15 protein-coding genes are annotated in these 16,472 nt (G+C 57.2%); 7 read left to right on the plus strand and 8 right to left on the minus strand.

Annotated features, from left to right (window positions below):
• The first annotated feature begins 197 nt into the window (after window positions 1-197).
• The 3 genes from GE107_RS03565 to GE107_RS03575 are packed head-to-tail and all read left to right on the plus strand — an operon-like array spanning window position 198 to window position 4,022.
• Complete coding sequence (locus tag GE107_RS03565; RefSeq protein WP_219638119.1) at window positions 198-1,697, plus strand: spore germination protein; 1,500 nt, start codon at window positions 198-200, stop codon at window positions 1,695-1,697.
• Complete coding sequence (locus GE107_RS03570) at window positions 1,687-2,883, plus strand: Ger(x)C family spore germination protein (protein ID WP_219638120.1); 1,197 nt, start codon at window positions 1,687-1,689, stop codon at window positions 2,881-2,883. Before GE107_RS03565 ends, GE107_RS03570 begins: the two co-directional genes overlap by 11 nt.
• 41 nt (window positions 2,884-2,924) lie before the next feature.
• Window positions 2,925-4,022 carry a GerAB/ArcD/ProY family transporter gene (locus GE107_RS03575; RefSeq protein ID WP_219638121.1) on the plus strand — a complete coding sequence of 366 codons (1,098 nt, stop codon included), beginning with the start codon at window positions 2,925-2,927 and terminating at the stop codon, window positions 4,020-4,022.
• 11 nt (window positions 4,023-4,033) lie between these two features.
• Here GE107_RS03575 and GE107_RS27375 read toward each other — a convergent pair whose 3' ends face one another.
• The 3 genes from GE107_RS27375 to GE107_RS03585 all read right to left on the minus strand — a co-directional run bounded on the left by GE107_RS27375 (window position 4,034) and on the right by GE107_RS03585 (window position 6,312).
• Window positions 4,034-4,261 carry a YczF family membrane protein gene (locus tag GE107_RS27375; RefSeq protein ID WP_483298232.1) on the minus strand — a complete coding sequence of 76 codons (228 nt, stop codon included), beginning with the start codon at window positions 4,259-4,261 and terminating at the stop codon, window positions 4,034-4,036.
• A gap of 223 nt (window positions 4,262-4,484) precedes the next feature.
• Entirely contained in the window at window positions 4,485-5,507 is a 1,023-nt protein-coding gene (locus GE107_RS03580; protein ID WP_219638122.1) for a Gfo/Idh/MocA family protein, read from the minus strand.
• Window positions 5,508-5,538: 31 nt separating this feature from the next.
• The gene (locus GE107_RS03585) at window positions 5,539-6,312 is read right to left on the minus strand and encodes a sugar phosphate isomerase/epimerase family protein (RefSeq protein ID WP_219638123.1); all 774 of its coding nucleotides are present in this window, start codon (window positions 6,310-6,312) and stop codon (window positions 5,539-5,541) included.
• A gap of 138 nt (window positions 6,313-6,450) precedes the next feature.
• Between GE107_RS03585 and GE107_RS03590 the strand changes: the two genes are divergently transcribed.
• Window positions 6,451-7,242 carry an AraC family transcriptional regulator gene (locus GE107_RS03590; RefSeq protein WP_219638124.1) on the plus strand — a complete coding sequence of 264 codons (792 nt, stop codon included), beginning with the start codon at window positions 6,451-6,453 and terminating at the stop codon, window positions 7,240-7,242.
• Window positions 7,243-7,247: 5 nt separating this feature from the next.
• On the opposite strand, the gene GE107_RS03595 is transcribed toward GE107_RS03590, so the two are convergent.
• Entirely contained in the window at window positions 7,248-8,747 is a 1,500-nt protein-coding gene (locus GE107_RS03595; protein WP_219638125.1) for a GMC oxidoreductase, read from the minus strand.
• Window positions 8,748-9,024: 277 nt separating this feature from the next.
• Here GE107_RS03595 and GE107_RS03600 point away from each other — a divergent pair, with 277 nt between their 5' ends.
• Together GE107_RS03600 and GE107_RS03605 are read left to right on the plus strand one after the other, a co-directional pair.
• Window positions 9,025-10,083, plus strand: a complete 1,059-nt coding sequence (locus GE107_RS03600) for a LacI family DNA-binding transcriptional regulator (RefSeq protein ID WP_219638126.1) — start codon at window positions 9,025-9,027, stop codon at window positions 10,081-10,083.
• 455 nt (window positions 10,084-10,538) lie between these two features.
• Window positions 10,539-11,354: a divergent polysaccharide deacetylase family protein gene (locus tag GE107_RS03605; protein WP_219638127.1), complete on the plus strand. Its 816-nt coding sequence runs from the start codon at window positions 10,539-10,541 to the stop codon at window positions 11,352-11,354.
• On the opposite strand, the gene GE107_RS03610 is transcribed toward GE107_RS03605, so the two are convergent.
• A complete protein-coding gene (locus GE107_RS03610; protein WP_219638128.1) occupies window positions 11,333-12,061 on the minus strand; it encodes an N-acetylmuramoyl-L-alanine amidase in 729 nt (242 codons plus the stop codon). The genes GE107_RS03605 and GE107_RS03610 overlap by 22 nt on opposite strands.
• A 125-nt stretch (window positions 12,062-12,186) precedes the next feature.
• Here GE107_RS03610 and GE107_RS03615 point away from each other — a divergent pair, with 125 nt between their 5' ends.
• Window positions 12,187-12,432, plus strand: a complete 246-nt coding sequence (locus tag GE107_RS03615; RefSeq protein WP_219638129.1) for a YqzE family protein — start codon at window positions 12,187-12,189, stop codon at window positions 12,430-12,432.
• Here GE107_RS03615 and GE107_RS03620 read toward each other — a convergent pair.
• From GE107_RS03620 to GE107_RS03630, 3 genes are all read right to left on the minus strand, one after another.
• A complete protein-coding gene (locus tag GE107_RS03620) occupies window positions 12,423-13,370 on the minus strand; it encodes a hypothetical protein (protein WP_219638130.1) in 948 nt (315 codons plus the stop codon). The genes GE107_RS03615 and GE107_RS03620 overlap by 10 nt on opposite strands.
• A gap of 172 nt (window positions 13,371-13,542) precedes the next feature.
• Window positions 13,543-14,424: a YqhG family protein gene (locus tag GE107_RS03625; RefSeq protein WP_219638131.1), complete on the minus strand. Its 882-nt coding sequence runs from the start codon at window positions 14,422-14,424 to the stop codon at window positions 13,543-13,545.
• Window positions 14,421-16,181: a DEAD/DEAH box helicase gene (locus GE107_RS03630; RefSeq protein WP_219638476.1), complete on the minus strand. Its 1,761-nt coding sequence runs from the start codon at window positions 16,179-16,181 to the stop codon at window positions 14,421-14,423. Before GE107_RS03630 ends, GE107_RS03625 begins: the two co-directional genes overlap by 4 nt.
• Between the last annotated feature and the right edge of the window lie 291 nt (window positions 16,182-16,472).

The raw sequence follows: 16,472 nt of genomic DNA on the forward strand, positions 1-16,472 counted from the left end.
AAACGTGATTTATGAGCTTTTTTGCATATTCATATTTGAATCGTTTTTCCAAGGTGTTCCTTCCTCGTGTTAATCACGAAGAGGGATTTTTTATTTTGCGTCAACAGCCGGACGGTTTCCGCTTGCGTGAATACCCGCTTTGAAAAATGAAAACAATGGAAATGGAAAGGAATCAATGAAATCGACGAGGGATTGTGATGCTTCAACTGGATATTGGCGATGCGCTCGACTATGTAAAACAATCGTTCGGCGGAAGTCCTGACGTGATTGTCCGCATCCTTCAGTTGGGGAGCCATCCGGGGGTCCGGATGGCGGTCGTTCACATTGACGGACTGACGGATAAAGGGAAAATCAACGAATTCGTAGCGCAATCGCTGCTGCTCGCGCCTTCGGAGGAAGAATTGCGTTCGATGGACAACCAGGGCGGCGTACTTGAGGTCGTTTTAAAAAGAACGTCGACGGTGGGGGATGCCAAGGCTTGCGGCGACTGGAACTTCATCATGCACGCCTTGTTATCGGGCGATATTGTCATCTTGTTGGATGGCAGCGGCGAGGCCATTGTCGCGGATCTGCGCAAATTCGAAGGGAGGGCCGTCGCAGAGCCTACGACCGAGGTTACGGTCCGAGGCCCTAAAGACTCCTTCATCGAGTCGATCGATGCGAACATCGCTCTGGTCAGAAGGCGTCTGAAGAGCGTCAATTTATGGCTGGAAACGTTTGCGATCGGAAGGATATCCAAAACCGATGTTGCCATCTTGTATATCCATGGAGTTGCGGATAACCTTCTGGTGCAGGAAGTAAGAAATCGCCTGACGGATATCAAAATCGAAGCGATCCAAGGCTCCGGAAATATCGAAGAACTGATCCGCGATCAAACCTTCACTCCTTTCCCAACGGTTTTCAACACCGAACGCCCGGATATGGCGGTCGCGAATTTGTTGGAAGGACGGGTAGCGGTAATTGTCGACGGAACGCCGTTTATCTTGATTGCGCCTACCAATTTCTCGCAATTTTTCAAGACGACGGAGGATTATTATCAACGGTTCGATTTTGGCTTTTTCATGCGAATCATCCGGTACTTCAGCTTTTTTGTTACGCTCCTGCTTCCTTCGAGCTACATCGCGTTGACTACGTTTCATCACGAGATGATTCCGACCGTCCTGGTCATCAACTTGCTGGCTCAGCGCGAAGGCATTCCGTTCCCGGCCTTCTTCGAAGCGATGCTGATGGAAGCCGCTTTCGAGATCATGCGGGAAGCGGGGGTCCGAATGCCGCGGGCTGTCGGGCAGGCCGTCTCGATTGTCGGCGCCATCGTGTTGGGGTCGGCCGCGGTGGAAGCGGGCGTGGTCACCGCGATGATGGTCATCATCGTGTCCCTTACGGGGATCGCCAGCTTTGCCACACCGGGCATTGCCTTGAGCAATGCCGTAAGGATGATCCGGTTTCCCATGATGCTGCTCGCTTCCACTTTCGGCTTTTATGGCCTCATGATGGGGATGATTTTCCTGGTCGCGCACATGACGAGCCTGAAATCCTTTGGCGTTCCGTATTTGTATCCATTCTCGCCGTACGATCCATGGCGTCAGAAGGATACGATATGGCGTTCTCCTCTCAAAACGGCCCGTACACGCCCTGACCTCACGATGAAACAAGGAACTGCCCGCGGCGATTCGGAAAGAGAACGTCATGAAACGTAGCGCCAGGGCTTTGAGTTTGTTGTCGATCAGTGCCGTCATCCTTGCCGGTTGCTGGGATTATCGGGAGCTGAACGAGCTCTCGCTGGCGATGGCGATGGGAGTCGATAAAACGGATGCCGGCGGATATCGCGTCGCGATGCAAGTCGTCAACCCCAAAGAGGCTGCCGGACGTAATGTGGCTGGAAGTGGCGTGCCGGTCGTCGTTTTTACCGGGACAGGCCAAACGATGTTTGAAGCGATCCGCAATGTCACGCTGAAAGGTTCCCGGCGGATTAATCTTCAGCATTTGAGGGATCTGGTTATCGGGGAAGAGCTGGCAAGGGGAGGGGTAAAGGAATTGTTCGATTTATTGGAACGCGATCATGAATCCCGTCTGACGACCCGGGTATATATCGCGAAGGGCAGCGACTCGGAACAAGTTCTCAAAATACTGACTCCCCTCGATCAAATTCCGGCCAATGCCATCCTCGGCAAGATCAAGCTTTCGGAAAGGGTCTTGGGGGAAAATTACGAAGTCGATCTCGCCAGCGCGATCCATGGCATTTACCGGAAGAATGGCGGGTTCGCCATTAGCGGCCTCAAGATTATGGGTGATGCCGACATCGGGGAAAATAGAAGCAACTTGCAGCAGACGGATTCGTTGACGAAGATTACGGTTGCGGGGATGGCGTTATTTCATAATGGCAAGCTGACGGGATGGCTGTATGGCAAAGACGCGCGCGGGCTATCATGGACGAACAATAAGCTGAAGAGCACCGTGGTCAATCTGGAATGCGCCGGGAATCCGGGGAACATCGCGATCGAGACCTACCATTCGAAAACGAAGAAAAAAGCCCGTATCCGAAACGGGAAACCGATGATCGAGATTGACATTCGCCAAACGGGAAAGGTCGGAGAAGCGGATTGCCCAGTCGATCTGACGAAATCCGCCGAAATCCGGAAGCTTGAGAAATTGTGGGAGAAAGTAACGAAGCTTGAAGTGGAGAAGGCGATCGAGAAAGTTCAACACATGGGCAGCGATGCTCTCGAATTCGGAGAAACGGTACAACGAGACGAGCCAAAGCTATGGAAAAAAATCGAGGACAAATGGAGTATGATTTTCCCGGAGGTCCAGGTGGTGGTCAGAGCCGAGACTTCAATTTTACGTACGGGCATGAGGACGAAACCCAGCATGTCCAGCAAATAGCGCGGGGCAGTTCAGTTCAAGGCTCATGCGGTGGAGGCAGGATGGAGAAAGCGAAAATCAGTCCGGGACAATTGGCGGCATTGATTTTTTTGTTCGAAATGGGAACGGCGCTTGTTGTCAGCCTGGGATTGAAGGCCGAAAAAGACGCCTGGCTTGCCATTCTATTGGGCTTGGCCGGAGGTATGGGGCTGTTTGGCGTATACGTTTCGCTTTACCGCCAATTCCCGGATCATCCATTAACATCCTACGTAAGGATAATTTTGGGGAGATGGATCGGGTGGCCTCTGGGCCTGCTTTACGTGCTGTTTTTTATTTACGGGGCTGCAAGAGATCTTCGGGACGGTGCGGACCTGCTGATCAGCTCGGTGTTGGATCAAACGCCGATGATCGCGGTAAGCTCCATCATGATCCTGACGACGGGGTACGTACTGCATAAAGGAATCGAAGTGCTGGCAAGAACGGCCCAGATTTACTTTGCCGTGCTGATCATACTGGGTGTGCTAAGCAATTTTCTGCTTGCCGTATCCGGCGTGATCGATATCGACCGGCTTCTGCCCGTGCTGGAAAAAGGATGGAGCCCCGTCATCCGGACGACGCTCACGCAATCGTTCGAATTCCCATTCGCCGAAATGATTTGTTTCACCATGCTGCTTCCCTATCTGAACAGGCCCGCCAAAGGGATCAAGTTAGGGATGATGACTTTATTGGCCGGCGGTCTTGTCCTCAGTTTCAGTTCAGCCATGGACATTGCCGTGCTGGGAGTCGATATCGCCGGGAGGGCGACGTTCCCGCTTCTGATGGCGGTCAGCCTGGTCAATATCAAGGAGTTCATTCAACGGATGGACGTGCTTGTCGTCATGACATTGATCATCGGAGATTTTTTCAAGGTGGCTGTCTTCTATTACGCTGCTGTGCAGGGGGCAACCGATATATTCCGTATCCGGGACCATCGAAGGCTGGTTTATCCGATCGGGTTGATCATCTTGTTCATCTCGGCCATTATCGCCGCTAACTTTTCGGAACATATCGAGGAAGGAAACTTCGCTTTGATGACCGTGTTTCTTCTGTTCGGGGTCGTCATTCCCATTGTGTTGTGGGGAGCGGCTTGGATACGCAAGGCATTGCGGCAATCGCCATGAAAGGCCAAGCTTTACGGTTTCCTTCTTCCTAAATCGCCCCATTCCAAGGCTGAGACAATGAGGAGTATCAATACGATGACAACCACCTCACTCTTGCGCATGAAGAGGAAAGGGGAAAGCATCGTATGGATGGACGTATTCGGTTGTAAGCCGAGCAAAAGATCCATGACGAACACAAAGCAAACGCTCAAGACGAAGAGAATCGAAACAAGAAACCATTTCAGCAAACGAAAATCCACCTCCCGAATTTCGCCGATACGTTTATTTTGGGATTCGGGAACCGTTTCATACCTATCGTTGCGGGATCGCAGCTTCGGCGGAAAATAAAAGAGCGAAGGGGGATCCCCTTGCCCTTATCCGTGATTCAGACAGTATAAAATCGGCCATCTATTTCTGAAACGCCTCCGAAAAAACGTCTATCCGTCCGAAAACGACGGACAGACGTTTTACTTGGGCAGTCGCTTAGCCTAATTGGATCACTTGCCCCATTGCTTGGGATTCGAAAGCGGCCAGGATCACCTTCAAGGAACGCAAGCCTTCTTCGCCGGAGATGCTCGGAGGCGTCTTCGTCACGATCGACTCGACGAAAGCGTCGATGATGCCGCTCGGCACTTGTTTCTCGTTCGTCGCCATGGCGCCGACTTGATAGGTTTCCACGCTGCCGTTGGTGAGCTCCACGATCACTTCGTCGCCGTTCACGGTTCCGATTTTCAGCACGCCGTTCTCGCACCACAGCACCGTGCTGTTGTCGCCGCCTTTATATTGCGTCCAGCTGGCCGTGAGAGTGCCGATCGCGCCGCTCTTCATGCGAAGGATGCAAACCGCGTTGTCGTCCACGTCCGTTCCTTCTTTATGGATCGTGCCGATGAAGCCGGTCACTTCCGCCACTTCGTCGCCCAACAAATAACGGATCAGGTCGGATTTATGGACGCCAAGATCGCCCATCGCCCCCATGATCGCGTCTTTCTTGCGGAAGAACCAGCTGTCGCGGCCGTCCACGCTCCAACCCTCGGGACCCGGGTGGCCGAAGGCGGTGCGGAACGTAAGCACGCGGCCCAGCTTGCCGGAATCGAGCAATTCCTTCGCTTTCACGTGCGGGGGCATCAGGCGCTGATTGTGCGCGACCATGAGATACACGCCGTTGCCCGCCGCGGCCTCGATCATTCGTTTCGCTTCTTCCTCCGTGCCGGCCATCGGCTTCTCCACCAGTACGTGCGCGCCCGCGTTCGCCGCCGCGATCGACATGGGCGCATGGAGATCATTGGGAGCGCACACGCTCACCGCGTCCGGCTTCTCGTTTGCGAGCAGCTCTTCATAGCTGGAATAGGCTTTGCCGCCATAGGTTTCCGCCATTTCCCGCGCGCGTTCGATTACCGGATCCGCGAACGCGATCAACTCGACGTTCGGATTTTCCGCGTACTCGGGAATGTGTCTTCGCTGCGCGATCGCGCCGCAGCCGAAGACGGCTACTTTTATTTTGCTCATGGGCATAGGTCTCCTTATCGTTCGGATGAGATCAAAACCGGTTCAAATAGTTATGCTTGACCCATTGATAGCTGTTCGCGACGCTTTCCAGCGGCGGGATTTGGCAGTTGTCCTGTTCGACGATCAACCATTCAGCGCCTGCGCCGGAAGCCGCTTCAATGACGGCCGGCAAGTCGACGACGCCCTTGCCCAGCTCCAAGGTGAGCATCTTGCCTTCTTCGTCCTTGTCGTAATCCTTCAGATGGAGCAGCGGCAAACGGCCGGCATACTTCGGAATGTAGACGAGAGGATCTTCGCCCGCGAACTGCACCCAGCATACGTCCATCTCGACCTGAACGGCTTCCGGCGTCGTCGCCGCGTACATCGCATCGAACACGGACGAATCGCCGACGCGCTCCGTAAATTCGAAGTCATGGTTGTGGTAACCGAAAATCAAACCTTGTTTACGGGCTTCCGCGCCGACTTCCTCCAGGAATGTATACAACCGCTTCCACGTTTCCGGATTCCCGCGTTCCTCCGGCATGACGTAGGGGCAGATCATGTACTTGGCGCCTATCGCCTTCAAATAACCGATTTCCTTCTGCAGGTCTTCGCGCAGCAGATGCAGTCCGACATGGGCTCCGATGGCCTTCAGGCCCAGCTCCTCGAGCAGCGATTTCATTTCCTCGGCCGGGATGCCGCCGTAGCCCGCGAACTCTACGCCTTCGTAGCCCAGCTCGGCCACCTTGCGCAGCGTGCCCCGAAAATCTTCGGCCGTCTCGTTCCGAAGCGTATACAATTGCAATCCAATGCCCATTCTCCTCATGATGCCATTCCGCCTTTCGGGATTCGTTGATGTTGCTCTATTTCGTTCTATCATACGCGAAGATAGACAGAATAGACAATAAACGATATCCTCGAAACATGAACGATCTGGCTAATAGTTCTCCGGGAGGGCCTTCCTTTGGAAACGGAATTGCTGATCTGCGGATATTCTTACCATGCCGAGCCTTTTTACACCAATTTTAAGAACGGTTTGAGCAATTATTTGTTTCGGTTGCAGGTTGAGGGTTCTTCCGAGGTGTACGCCCGCGGGCGTCACTATCGAATGCGGGGAGGCGATCTGCTGATTTTGAAGCCGGGGGACGAGTACGATCTGCGAATCGAGCCTGCCGAGCCGGGAGGACGGGTCGCAAGCGGGGACTACTACTTATTCTGCCAAGGGGCGTGGATCGACGCCTGGTGGAACTGCTCTCCCCGTCCGGCGGTCAGCCGGATCGGCACGGATGAACGGCTTCTTGCTTTATGGAGGAATCTGCTGCTCGAGAAACGGCGCGGGCCCCGGGAGGAGAGCGCCGAGCTCTCCGATTGTTTGCTTCGCGCTCTTTGCTTGTACGTGGACCGGGCGATGACGGAGACGAGCCGGACGGATCGCACCTTCTTCGCCGCGCTGAGACTGAAGCGGTATATCGAGGAGCACGCCACCTCGACGTTCAAGCTGGAGGAGGCTGCCCAAAGCGTAGGTCTCAGCCTCTCCCGGGCCGTCCATCTTTTCAAATCCTGCTACGGCCTGACGATGATCCAATACGCGATCGAAATCCGGCTTGACGCCGCATTGGAGCGCATGAAATACAGCTCGATGAGCCTGGATCAAATCGCGGAAACCTGCGGCTTCGCCAGCTACTCGTACTTCCATCGGGTTTTCCGCAAGAAATACGGCGTTTCCCCCGCCCGATATCGGAATTCCGAAAGCTGACGGTTTTACAGCCGTGCGATAATATCCGCCGTTCGAATCGCCAAAGCTACTGTTGTCAAAGTATGATTTTCGGCGCCGGTGTCGGGCAGCGCGCTGTTATCCGCGACGAACAGGCCGGAGGTACCGCGGACGCGCCCGTATCGGTCGGCCGCCGACGTAGCGGGATCGTCTCCGATCCGGCATGTGCCCGCGTCATGGTGCAAATCGCCGAAAGGCGTGAGGCAGATGGGCGGCCGATTGTTGCGGGGAGCCAGGCGTATGCCCGCGTCCGCCGCGATGCGCCGGACGCCTTGCGACATTCGGCCGACCACGTTCCAATCCGCGGGGCTGAGCGAAAAATGAACTTTGACTTCCGGGATGCCGTATTCGTCCAATTTGCCGTAATCGAGTTCAATCCGGTTCTCATACCGGGTTTCGAGTTTGCCGTATCCGTACAGAGTGGCATCAATTTCCTCTTGCAGCGGTCTTTCTTGGGCAACCGGATACCAGTAGAAAGCTTCCGGTCCCGTGAGCAGGACGGAGTAGGGACGATCCGGCGTTTGCGGAACCATGATATTCAGAGGGCCGAGGGGGACCGGAAAGCCCAGCGTACTGATCCTGCCCGTCGCCTGCAGGAACGTTTGATTCGTCAAATAATGGCCGAGCGCGCGGTTTTGGATGCCGGAGCAGAGAAGCAGACGCGGCGTTTCGAACGTGCTGGCGCTGACCACCACGGTTTTGGCCCTCAGGATATGCGCCTTCTTGTCCGGCGACATCACTTTAACGCCGGTTACTCTCCCGTTGTCGTGAAGAATTTGCACGGCACGCGCGTTGACCGCCAAATCGAACGGCCTCTCGTTCAACGCTCTGGCCATTAAGGAAATCGAACTGGTAAACATGTCCGTGTGGATTCGTCCGAAAGATTGCGGCTCGATATCGGCCGCGACGGGAAGCGGCGACGCTTTGGAATACCCGCGCATCCATAACCGCTCAAGCAAAATTTCCGTGAAGGACGATCCTTTCGCGAATTCCCGGGTCACGTTCATCACTTGCTCGGCGATGCCGTAATAGCTTTCCAGCACTTTCATCGGAACGGGCCATTTTGCCAAGTCCCATTCGTGCATGCGGGGCGTAAACGCATACCAGAACAACGTCCGTCCGCCAAGGGCAAACAGCTGCCGGGCGTTCGGATATTCGGGACTTCCGCCGGGCAGCAGCCTGGAGAGGTAGTTGAAATATGCGACCAATCGTTCCTGGTTCATCGTGGGCAAATTCCGGGCATGCATCTGCAGCTCCAGGTTTCCCCGGTCGATGATGCCGATGCGTTTGCGCTGTCTTTTCCACTGTTCGCATAAACGCCACAGCACGGCTCCTCCGCCGGCGCCGGACCCGACGATCAGCACGTCGTATTCGTTATGGGACATCTGTTCCAGCGACGCCAGCGGGATCCAGTTGCTTAACGTCGGAACCGGTCCGGACGGACAAACAGGAAGGGGACCGGGCGTTTGAGGGGGCTGATGGAGCATTTCCAATCACATCCCGTCCGTTAAACGTTCGTCGACAACCTATCATATTTCGCTCGCAGCGCGAAAATACCGCGTCTACGCTCTTTTTTCGGGAAAGCGGGTTCGTCCGCAAGTCCGCGAACGTTCACTTGAAACATTTGATCGTCCTGCTGCTTCGGCGGTACATTTCTTCTGGCGTTACCTGGCGCTGTGAAATAACATTATCGCAAATGAATCGATATGTTATGATAACAATTATTCTTTGTTATTTCTGTGCGCGAGCGGAGTGAAGGGCCGAATGTCCAAAAAAGTAACGATGCAGCAAATCGCCGACCACGTGGGCGTTTCCAAATTCGCGGTTTCCAAAGCGCTGTCCGGCAAATCGGGCGTCAGTCCGGATACGCGGGAGAGAATCATCCACGCGGCTACGCAGCTGGGCTATTTCGCCCAGAAGCGGAACAAGCCGCCCGCGGCAGCCCGCGCCGCCGCGGGCAAAGCCCAGCCGGGGCAGCCCAACACGATCATCGTGCTCATTCCGAACGTGCGGTACCAGAACCGACAGTCCGTGTATTGGGGAAGGATCATCGATGGCATCACGAACGCGCTGGAGGAGCACCATCTGGGCATGATGATCGTGACGGAGCAGATTACCGACAATTTCGCTCAGCTGATCAACCCGGATGCCGTGCTGGGCTTGGTAGGCGTAGGTCACATCTCCAACCAGCTGCTGCTCGAAATCCGCAATCTGGGCATTCCGTTCGTGCTCGTGGACCACGAGGATCCGCTGATCCCGTCGGATACGCTGTTCATGAACAATTACGAATGCGTGCGCCGGGTGACGAACTATCTGCTCGGACGGGGTCACCGCAGCCTGCAGTTCGTCGGCAACATCCGTTTCGCCCGCAGCTTCCAGGACCGGTGGCTCGGCTTCCGTTCCATGGTGGAAGAGCACGGTATCCCGCTGGCTCAGGACGCCCGGCTGCTCGAGTTCGAGGGCCTCAACCGTTCGGAGATGACGGAGGAGCTCGAGCCTGCCCTCCTCGATCTGGCGGATCGCAAGGCGATGCCCAGCGCGTTCGTCTGCGCGAACGATTCCATCGCGATTTGCGTGATGACCCTGCTGATGAAGATGGGGATCGACGTGCCGGGCCAAGTGTCCGTCACCGGCTTCGACAACATCGACGACGCCGCGCTCGCCAGCCCGGCGCTCAGCACGGTACACGTCAACAAGGAAGCCCTTGGTTACCGGGCGGTTGAGACGCTGCTCTGGCGCCTGGGAAATCCGGACAGCCCGATGGAGAAAATCCTGCTCGCGGGCGATATTCTTCTGCGCCAGTCCACGTCCGCGGCTCCGTGAGGGTGGGAGCGGTGTTCTCGGAGCAAGTTGTCCGACCGGAAAAAGTCACCCGAAGCGGTTGGCTGTCCCAAGAGCGGAAGCGATTCGGGAAGTACAGCTGACCGCCGGATCACTTCCCTGTCGCTAACGTTCGCTCTCGCTCGTGCTCGCGTTTCGCTGCTCGCATCTCGCAATTTAGATGGAAAACCTCCCACTAATTTCGGGAAATTCGGTATTTTTTAACATTTAGAAGGAGAACTTCCCGCTATTTCTGCCGACCTACCTCGAAAAAGGCAGCATTGGCCAAATTAGTGGGCAGTTTTCCCTTTTTTGTTCAAATCTCCGAAAACAGCGAGTTTTAGTGGAGGGTTTTCCCTTTAATCCCGAAACCTGCCGGAAGGTTGTTTTTCATTTTCAGTTGGAAACAATAGGAGGGAGGCCAAGCGCTCCAAGGGCGCTGAAGGAGTGGGTATCGAATGTTGAAGGTATTGCTCTTGTTATTGGCGGCATGGCTGGGCTGGGGCCAGGGGCTAGCGCAGGCGCATCCCGTTCCGCCCGACGGTTCGGAGCCGCCGCAGGCGTCCGCCCGGAGTCGCCATATCGCCGTCGTCATCGACGATTTCGGCAACGGGATGAAGGGCACCGAAGAGATGCTGAAGCTGCCGGTCAAGGTCACCGTGGCGGTGATGCCGTTTCTTCCGACCACCCGCAAGGATGCGGAGACTGCCCACGCCATGGGCCATGACGTCCTCATCCATCTGCCAATGGAACCGCTGCGCGGCAAGGCCAGCTGGCTTGGTCCGGGCGCCATTCTGACCCGTCTGTCGGACGAGGAAATCCGGCGGCGGGTGGAGGCGGCCATCGCGGACGTCCCCTATGCGGTCGGCATGAACAACCACATGGGGTCGAAGGCGACTTCGGATGAACGGGTCATGCGGATCGTCCTCCAGGTATGCAAGGAGAAAGGGCTGTTCTTTCTCGACAGCCGGACTTCATGGAGGACGGTCATTCCGAAGGTGGCCCGGGAGCTCGGGGTTCCCCTGCTGCAGAACGACGTCTTTCTCGATGACGTCTATACCCGCCGACATGTGTCGCGCCAACTCTCGGTGCTGCGGAAGGAGCTCAAGAAACGGAATACTTGCGTCGTGATCGGGCATGTCGGGCCTCCGGGTTTGATTACTTCCGGAGAATTGAAGAATGCGATCCCGGCTCTGCAATCCGAAGCGACTTTCGTGCGCCTCTCGGAGTTGATCCCGGCCGTCAGCCGTGCTCAGGGAGCCAAGCAGCGATAAGCGGCGATGCCGGCCGCGATGGCTTCCGCGATGCGCGTTTGGCCGCGCGGGGAAGTAAGCATCGCACGGTCGCCCTCATGGCTCAGAAAGCCGGTCTCCACGATGGCGCTCGGGATTTTCGCCGTGTTCAGAAGATAGAAGCGGCCGGCCGCTTTGGGCAAGTAACGCGTTCCCTGCTGTCGGTTCAAGCTGTCCTGGAGGAAGCCCGCCAGCAAGGCCCCGCTGGCGTCGTCTTTCCGGAAGAGGACAAGGGGGCCGCTTTTGCTGCTGCGGGTGGACCAATTCACGTGGATGCTGACGAGAAGGCCGGCCTCGAGCTCGTCCGAGAGCCCGCGCCGCTGGGACAAATCCCGGCGGTGCCGGGAGCGTGAAAGGTGCCAACGGTTGTCGTCGCTCAGCGCGTAATCGCCCGTGCGGTTCAATACTGCGTGGATGCCGCGGCTCCGCAGCAGCAGATACAGCTTGCGGGAGATCGCCAGGTTGATGTTGCTCTCCTTAATGTCGCCCCAGTGCGTTCCTCCGTCAATCCCGCCGTGGCCGGCATCGATGATGACGTCGGCGGCGGGAATCGCACGCCGGATGTCCGGGGGGGCGACGCCTGCGGATTTCTTGGCCGGCGCTGCCGGGATGGCGGAGACGGGAGGGGCCGTCCACCCCGAGGAGCAGGTCAGGACCGCGGTTATCAGCAGAACGAAAACACGGCGCATGCTCGCTCACCTTCTTCTCTGAGGTTCCTCCCCGTAGCGTAGCACCAAACCGTTACCGTCATACGAAGTTTGGCGGGCCGGTTTTCGGGGCAAACTATGGACAGCAACGAAGGAGGCGAGCACGGATGAGCGATGGCGCCGAGTATTTGAAATATGTCACGGAACGGATTGTCAGCTATTGGGAGGCCCCCCCATCTCCCGAAGCGCGCCGGGAACGACGGCTCAAACGGGAGCCATGGGCCTTCCGATGGTTCGGCCAGCTTCTGCCCGCGGGCATCGGCATCTGGTGGAGAAGCCGCCGGCAGCATGCCGGGAGGACGGATACGGCCGAGACCCTGTCTTACGGAGAAGGACAGGCCGATTATTCGTAAAAGCGACCGAGCTTCTGCAGCGTCAGGATCGGAATGAAACGGTTCCCTTCCATATCGAGCGCAAGATCCAGGCTCCCGCCGCTCCAGTCCACGAATCCGACGACGGGGAGAGCGTACAGGGCGGCGTCTCCATATGGCTCGGTCACATATCGGAGGTGCAGGCCGCCGCGGATGAGGCTCTGCACCTTTTTGCCGTTTCGCACGGACACAGGGGCTTTACCGGTCAGCCAGGGCAAATTTTCGTACGGGTCGAAGCTGTCTTCCCGCATCCATGATACCGCCGATTGGCCGGCAGCCGCCGTTCCGCCGAGCCCAATCTGATTGGAGGCCCCCGCATTTTCGACTTCCAGGGGCTTGATCAGGGGCAGAGCTTTCTCCCAACCCGCTCGATCGAACGGGAGCAATTCGCCCGTCTTGGCGTCGATCCAATACGACTCCCGGCCGACGGTCACCTCCCAAACCGCCGCGAACGGATGGTAATAATGGCGTATCGCCGAATAGGCTTCGTTTTCGGTCCGGATCAAGCCGTTTTCCAGCAAAGACTTCCGCAGCGCGGCCGGAGAGAATAGCACGTTCGGTCCCGCGCCGTATTCGCCCAACCGGTACGTCCCGTCGCTTGCCGCGTGAACGACCATGTAGCCGACCGTCCGCCCGTTTTTCTTCAGGATCGCCAGCCAGCCGTGCGTACCGGGGCCGAGAGCTTGTACGTCCGGTTTGGCGTCCTTCCATTCGGAGAAAGGCTGCTGCGCGGACAGGACCGAAGCCCATTCCCGCACTTGCCGCTCCACGCTCGACATCGGCTCGGCAAAGGCGACGCTTTTCGAAACGGGCGAGGAAGCCATGAGAAGAGGCGAGGCGAACAAAACCGACAGGGCGAGCACGACGGGCAACCATCGCGGGAGACGGGACAGCGTTCGTTTCGGTTCGGTACGGTTCATTAGCGCTCACCTGCTTGTGGGGAATTTGGCTTGCTTACATGCGGGGGCAAGTTAGGTTCATTGTAAGGGACAAGCCCCGCCGATGCTGTTGCAATCTGTCAGGCCGAAGGCGGTCCGGCGGTTCTGTTTTTGCCGGATTTCCCCGAAGGGGAGCAGAGAGGGCACAAGGCGCTCAGTCGATCCCCGGGAGATGGAAAATCCCGCAATTGAGCACCGAGACGCTAACGCGCGGACGGTATTGCCAGTCGATTTCGGCTTCCCGCTGCTGCAGCCGGCTGCGCAGAGCCGCGTTCTGCTGCGGATCATCCTTCGTTCTCTCCAGCTGCGGCCCGTAATAAAGATCGATTCGGTTCCGTTCCTCCCGGCGCCGCTGTTCCGCTTCCATGGCCCACGCGAAATCGGATGATTTGAGCCTGCGCTCCAACGCGCTCTCGAGCATCGCCATTCCTTTGCGCAAAGACAGGCCGTTCCTCAGCAAATGGACGTTGGAAGGCAAGCGCGGCGTCAGGCGCGAATCCTTCAATCGTTCGTAAAATTTGTCGTCAATGACGCCCGTCGCGAGGGAGATGCCCCAGCCGTACAGCTCCTCCCGTTTCATGTCGCAAGTGAAGCCGACTTTGAAATTGACCCCCAGCCATGCCGAATAGGGGGCGGAGCCGAGCGGATCGCGGACGCCGCGGGGAGGCTCCTCGAACATCGTTACGCATCGTCCGGCCTGGCGTACGGCGTCGAAAAGCTGGTTCAGCCGGCGCGAGCCGAAATACATCTCTTCCCGGACGACTCTGCCTCCGGCCGTCATGAGATAGGACAAGGGGGTGGAGAGGGCACCGGCGGGAGGGGGAGGGGACTTCTCGAACATCCACGAATAAGTCATCGTTTCCGGCTCCGTGCCGGTATTGTCGATGAAGCTCCAGTAGAAAGGTCGGCCGGACAGCGCCCGGTCGGCTTCCGGGGACAGCTTGACCGTCACGTGGTTCGGGCTTTTCTCTAGCAGATCGCACCCGGTCGCATCTATATAGGAAAGAACGAATTTCTGGACCTTCTTCGCGTTCATGTCGTCACCCCACGCTGCGACTGATTGCGGGCTTCCAGCATCGTATCCCCGAGATCGTCCATCCGCCTGCGCAAATCTTCCCCGTCCGACGACTCCAGCACCATTTTGGCGACTCTCCGCTCCCAAGATTCTTCCCGTTCCAGCCGCTCGACGATATCGTCCAATTCGCCGATCACCGATTCGAACAGATTGATTTTCTCGTGGAGCAGGTGAACGATATGTTCCTCGATCGTGCCGAGCGTGCACAGATTGTAGATTTTGACGTCTTGCGTCTGCCCCAGCCGATGGACACGTCCGATTCGCTGCTCTACCCGCATCGGGTTCCAGGGCAGGTCGAAATTGATGATATGGTGGCAGAACTGCAGGTTGATGCCTTCTCCTCCGGCCTCGGTGGCGATCATGACCTGGGCGCGCCGGCGGAACAGATCCATCATCCAGTCTTTGCGGCCCCGGTTCATGCCTCCGCGGTAGGGAACGGCCTGAATGCCGTGCTCTCTGAAAAAACGGAGCAAATAGTCTTGCGTTTGGCGGTATTCCGTGAACACGATGGCTTTGTCGTTCATTTCCCGAATGAGCTCCATCGTTTTCTCCGCCTTCGTATTGGCCTTGATGTTGCGGATCAGCTCGACCAGCTCCCAGATGCGGGCGCGCAAGGGCGAGCCCTCCGGCGTTTTCTTGAACAGGTTCACGAGCGTGAGGAACACGGCATCCCGGCTGGAGCAAACCTCGCGCTGCAGCGTTACGAGGGAGAGCATGCTCGCGAGATCCCCGTTCTCGGCGTAGGCATGCCGTTTGACGTAATCGGTAACGCCTTCGTACAGCGCCATCTCTTCGGGAGACAGCGTCAGCGGCACGTTCGTGACGAAACGGCGGGTGAACTCGACGCCTCCGTCGGTGCGCCGGTTGCGGATCATGAGCTGGCCGATGTTTTCCTGCAGCTTGTCCTCGTTTTTGGCCGCGCGTTTCCCTCTCACGAAGTTGGAGTTGAAATCGCCCTCTTCTCCCAATTGCCCGGGCTTGAGCAAGGTGATCAGGTTGTAAAGCTCGCTGAGGTCGTTCTGCACGGGGGTAGCGGTCAGCAGCAGGCAATATTTCTTGCGGAGCTCGTTCACGAATCGATAGTTGCTCGTCCGCTTGTTTTTGAGCTTGTGCGCCTCGTCCACGATCAGCAGATCGTATTCGTTCTCCAGCAGCAGCTGGCGGTTCGGCTCCCGCTTGGCCGTATCCATGGAGGCGACGACGATTTCCTGCTGCCAGGAATGGATGCGTTTGTGGGGAATCGCGGGCAGGTCGAACTTCTGCACGAGCTCGCGCACCCATTGCAGCACGAGGGAAGCGGGTACGAGGATCAACGCTTTTTTGACAAGGCCCCGAACCCAGTATTCTTTGAGGATCAAGCCGGCTTCGATCGTTTTGCCCAGCCCGACCTCGTCCGCCAGAATGGCCCGGCCTCGCATCTCGTGGAGGACTTTGCGCGCCGTTTCGATCTGATGGGGCATCGGCTCGAACGCGGGCAGCGCGCGCAGGCACTGCAGCTCGTGAAAATCGGTGACGAGCGAAGCTTCTTCTGCTTCCCAGGCGAGCTTGTACAGCGTCCAATCGTCCCAAGGGCCGTTGCGCTCCGACCTGCGTTCCAAATCTTCGAAGGCGGAGCGTTCGAACGACAGCTCTACGAGCGGATGAATAAGCCTCGCGGGCGTATCGCCAGAGGCGGATGAGGACGGGGGCAGGGCGGCGGGCTCCGCGGCGGGAGGCATCGGAACGTTCGGCATGCCGATCGGCTGGGGTTTCGGGGTGAGCAACGGCGGGTCCTCCTCATCGTCGGAAGTTACCCCATTAGTATGAGCTTAGAAACGGCATTCAAAACGATATCCCCAAAAAGTGACTCGGTCCTTCGAAGCGGATGCCGAATTCTTATCATCCGGCAAGGAGCCCGGGAGCTATACGTTTTGTCCTATGGATTCTCAATATGTGGTATAATATAATGACAGTCGATCACAATATCTTGAGTGATCTTGGGCGATTCGGGATTCGGTTACGGCTCGTTG

This window comes from Cohnella sp. CFH 77786, assembly GCF_019400745.1.
Lineage (GTDB): Bacteria > Bacillota > Bacilli > Paenibacillales > Paenibacillaceae > Cohnella.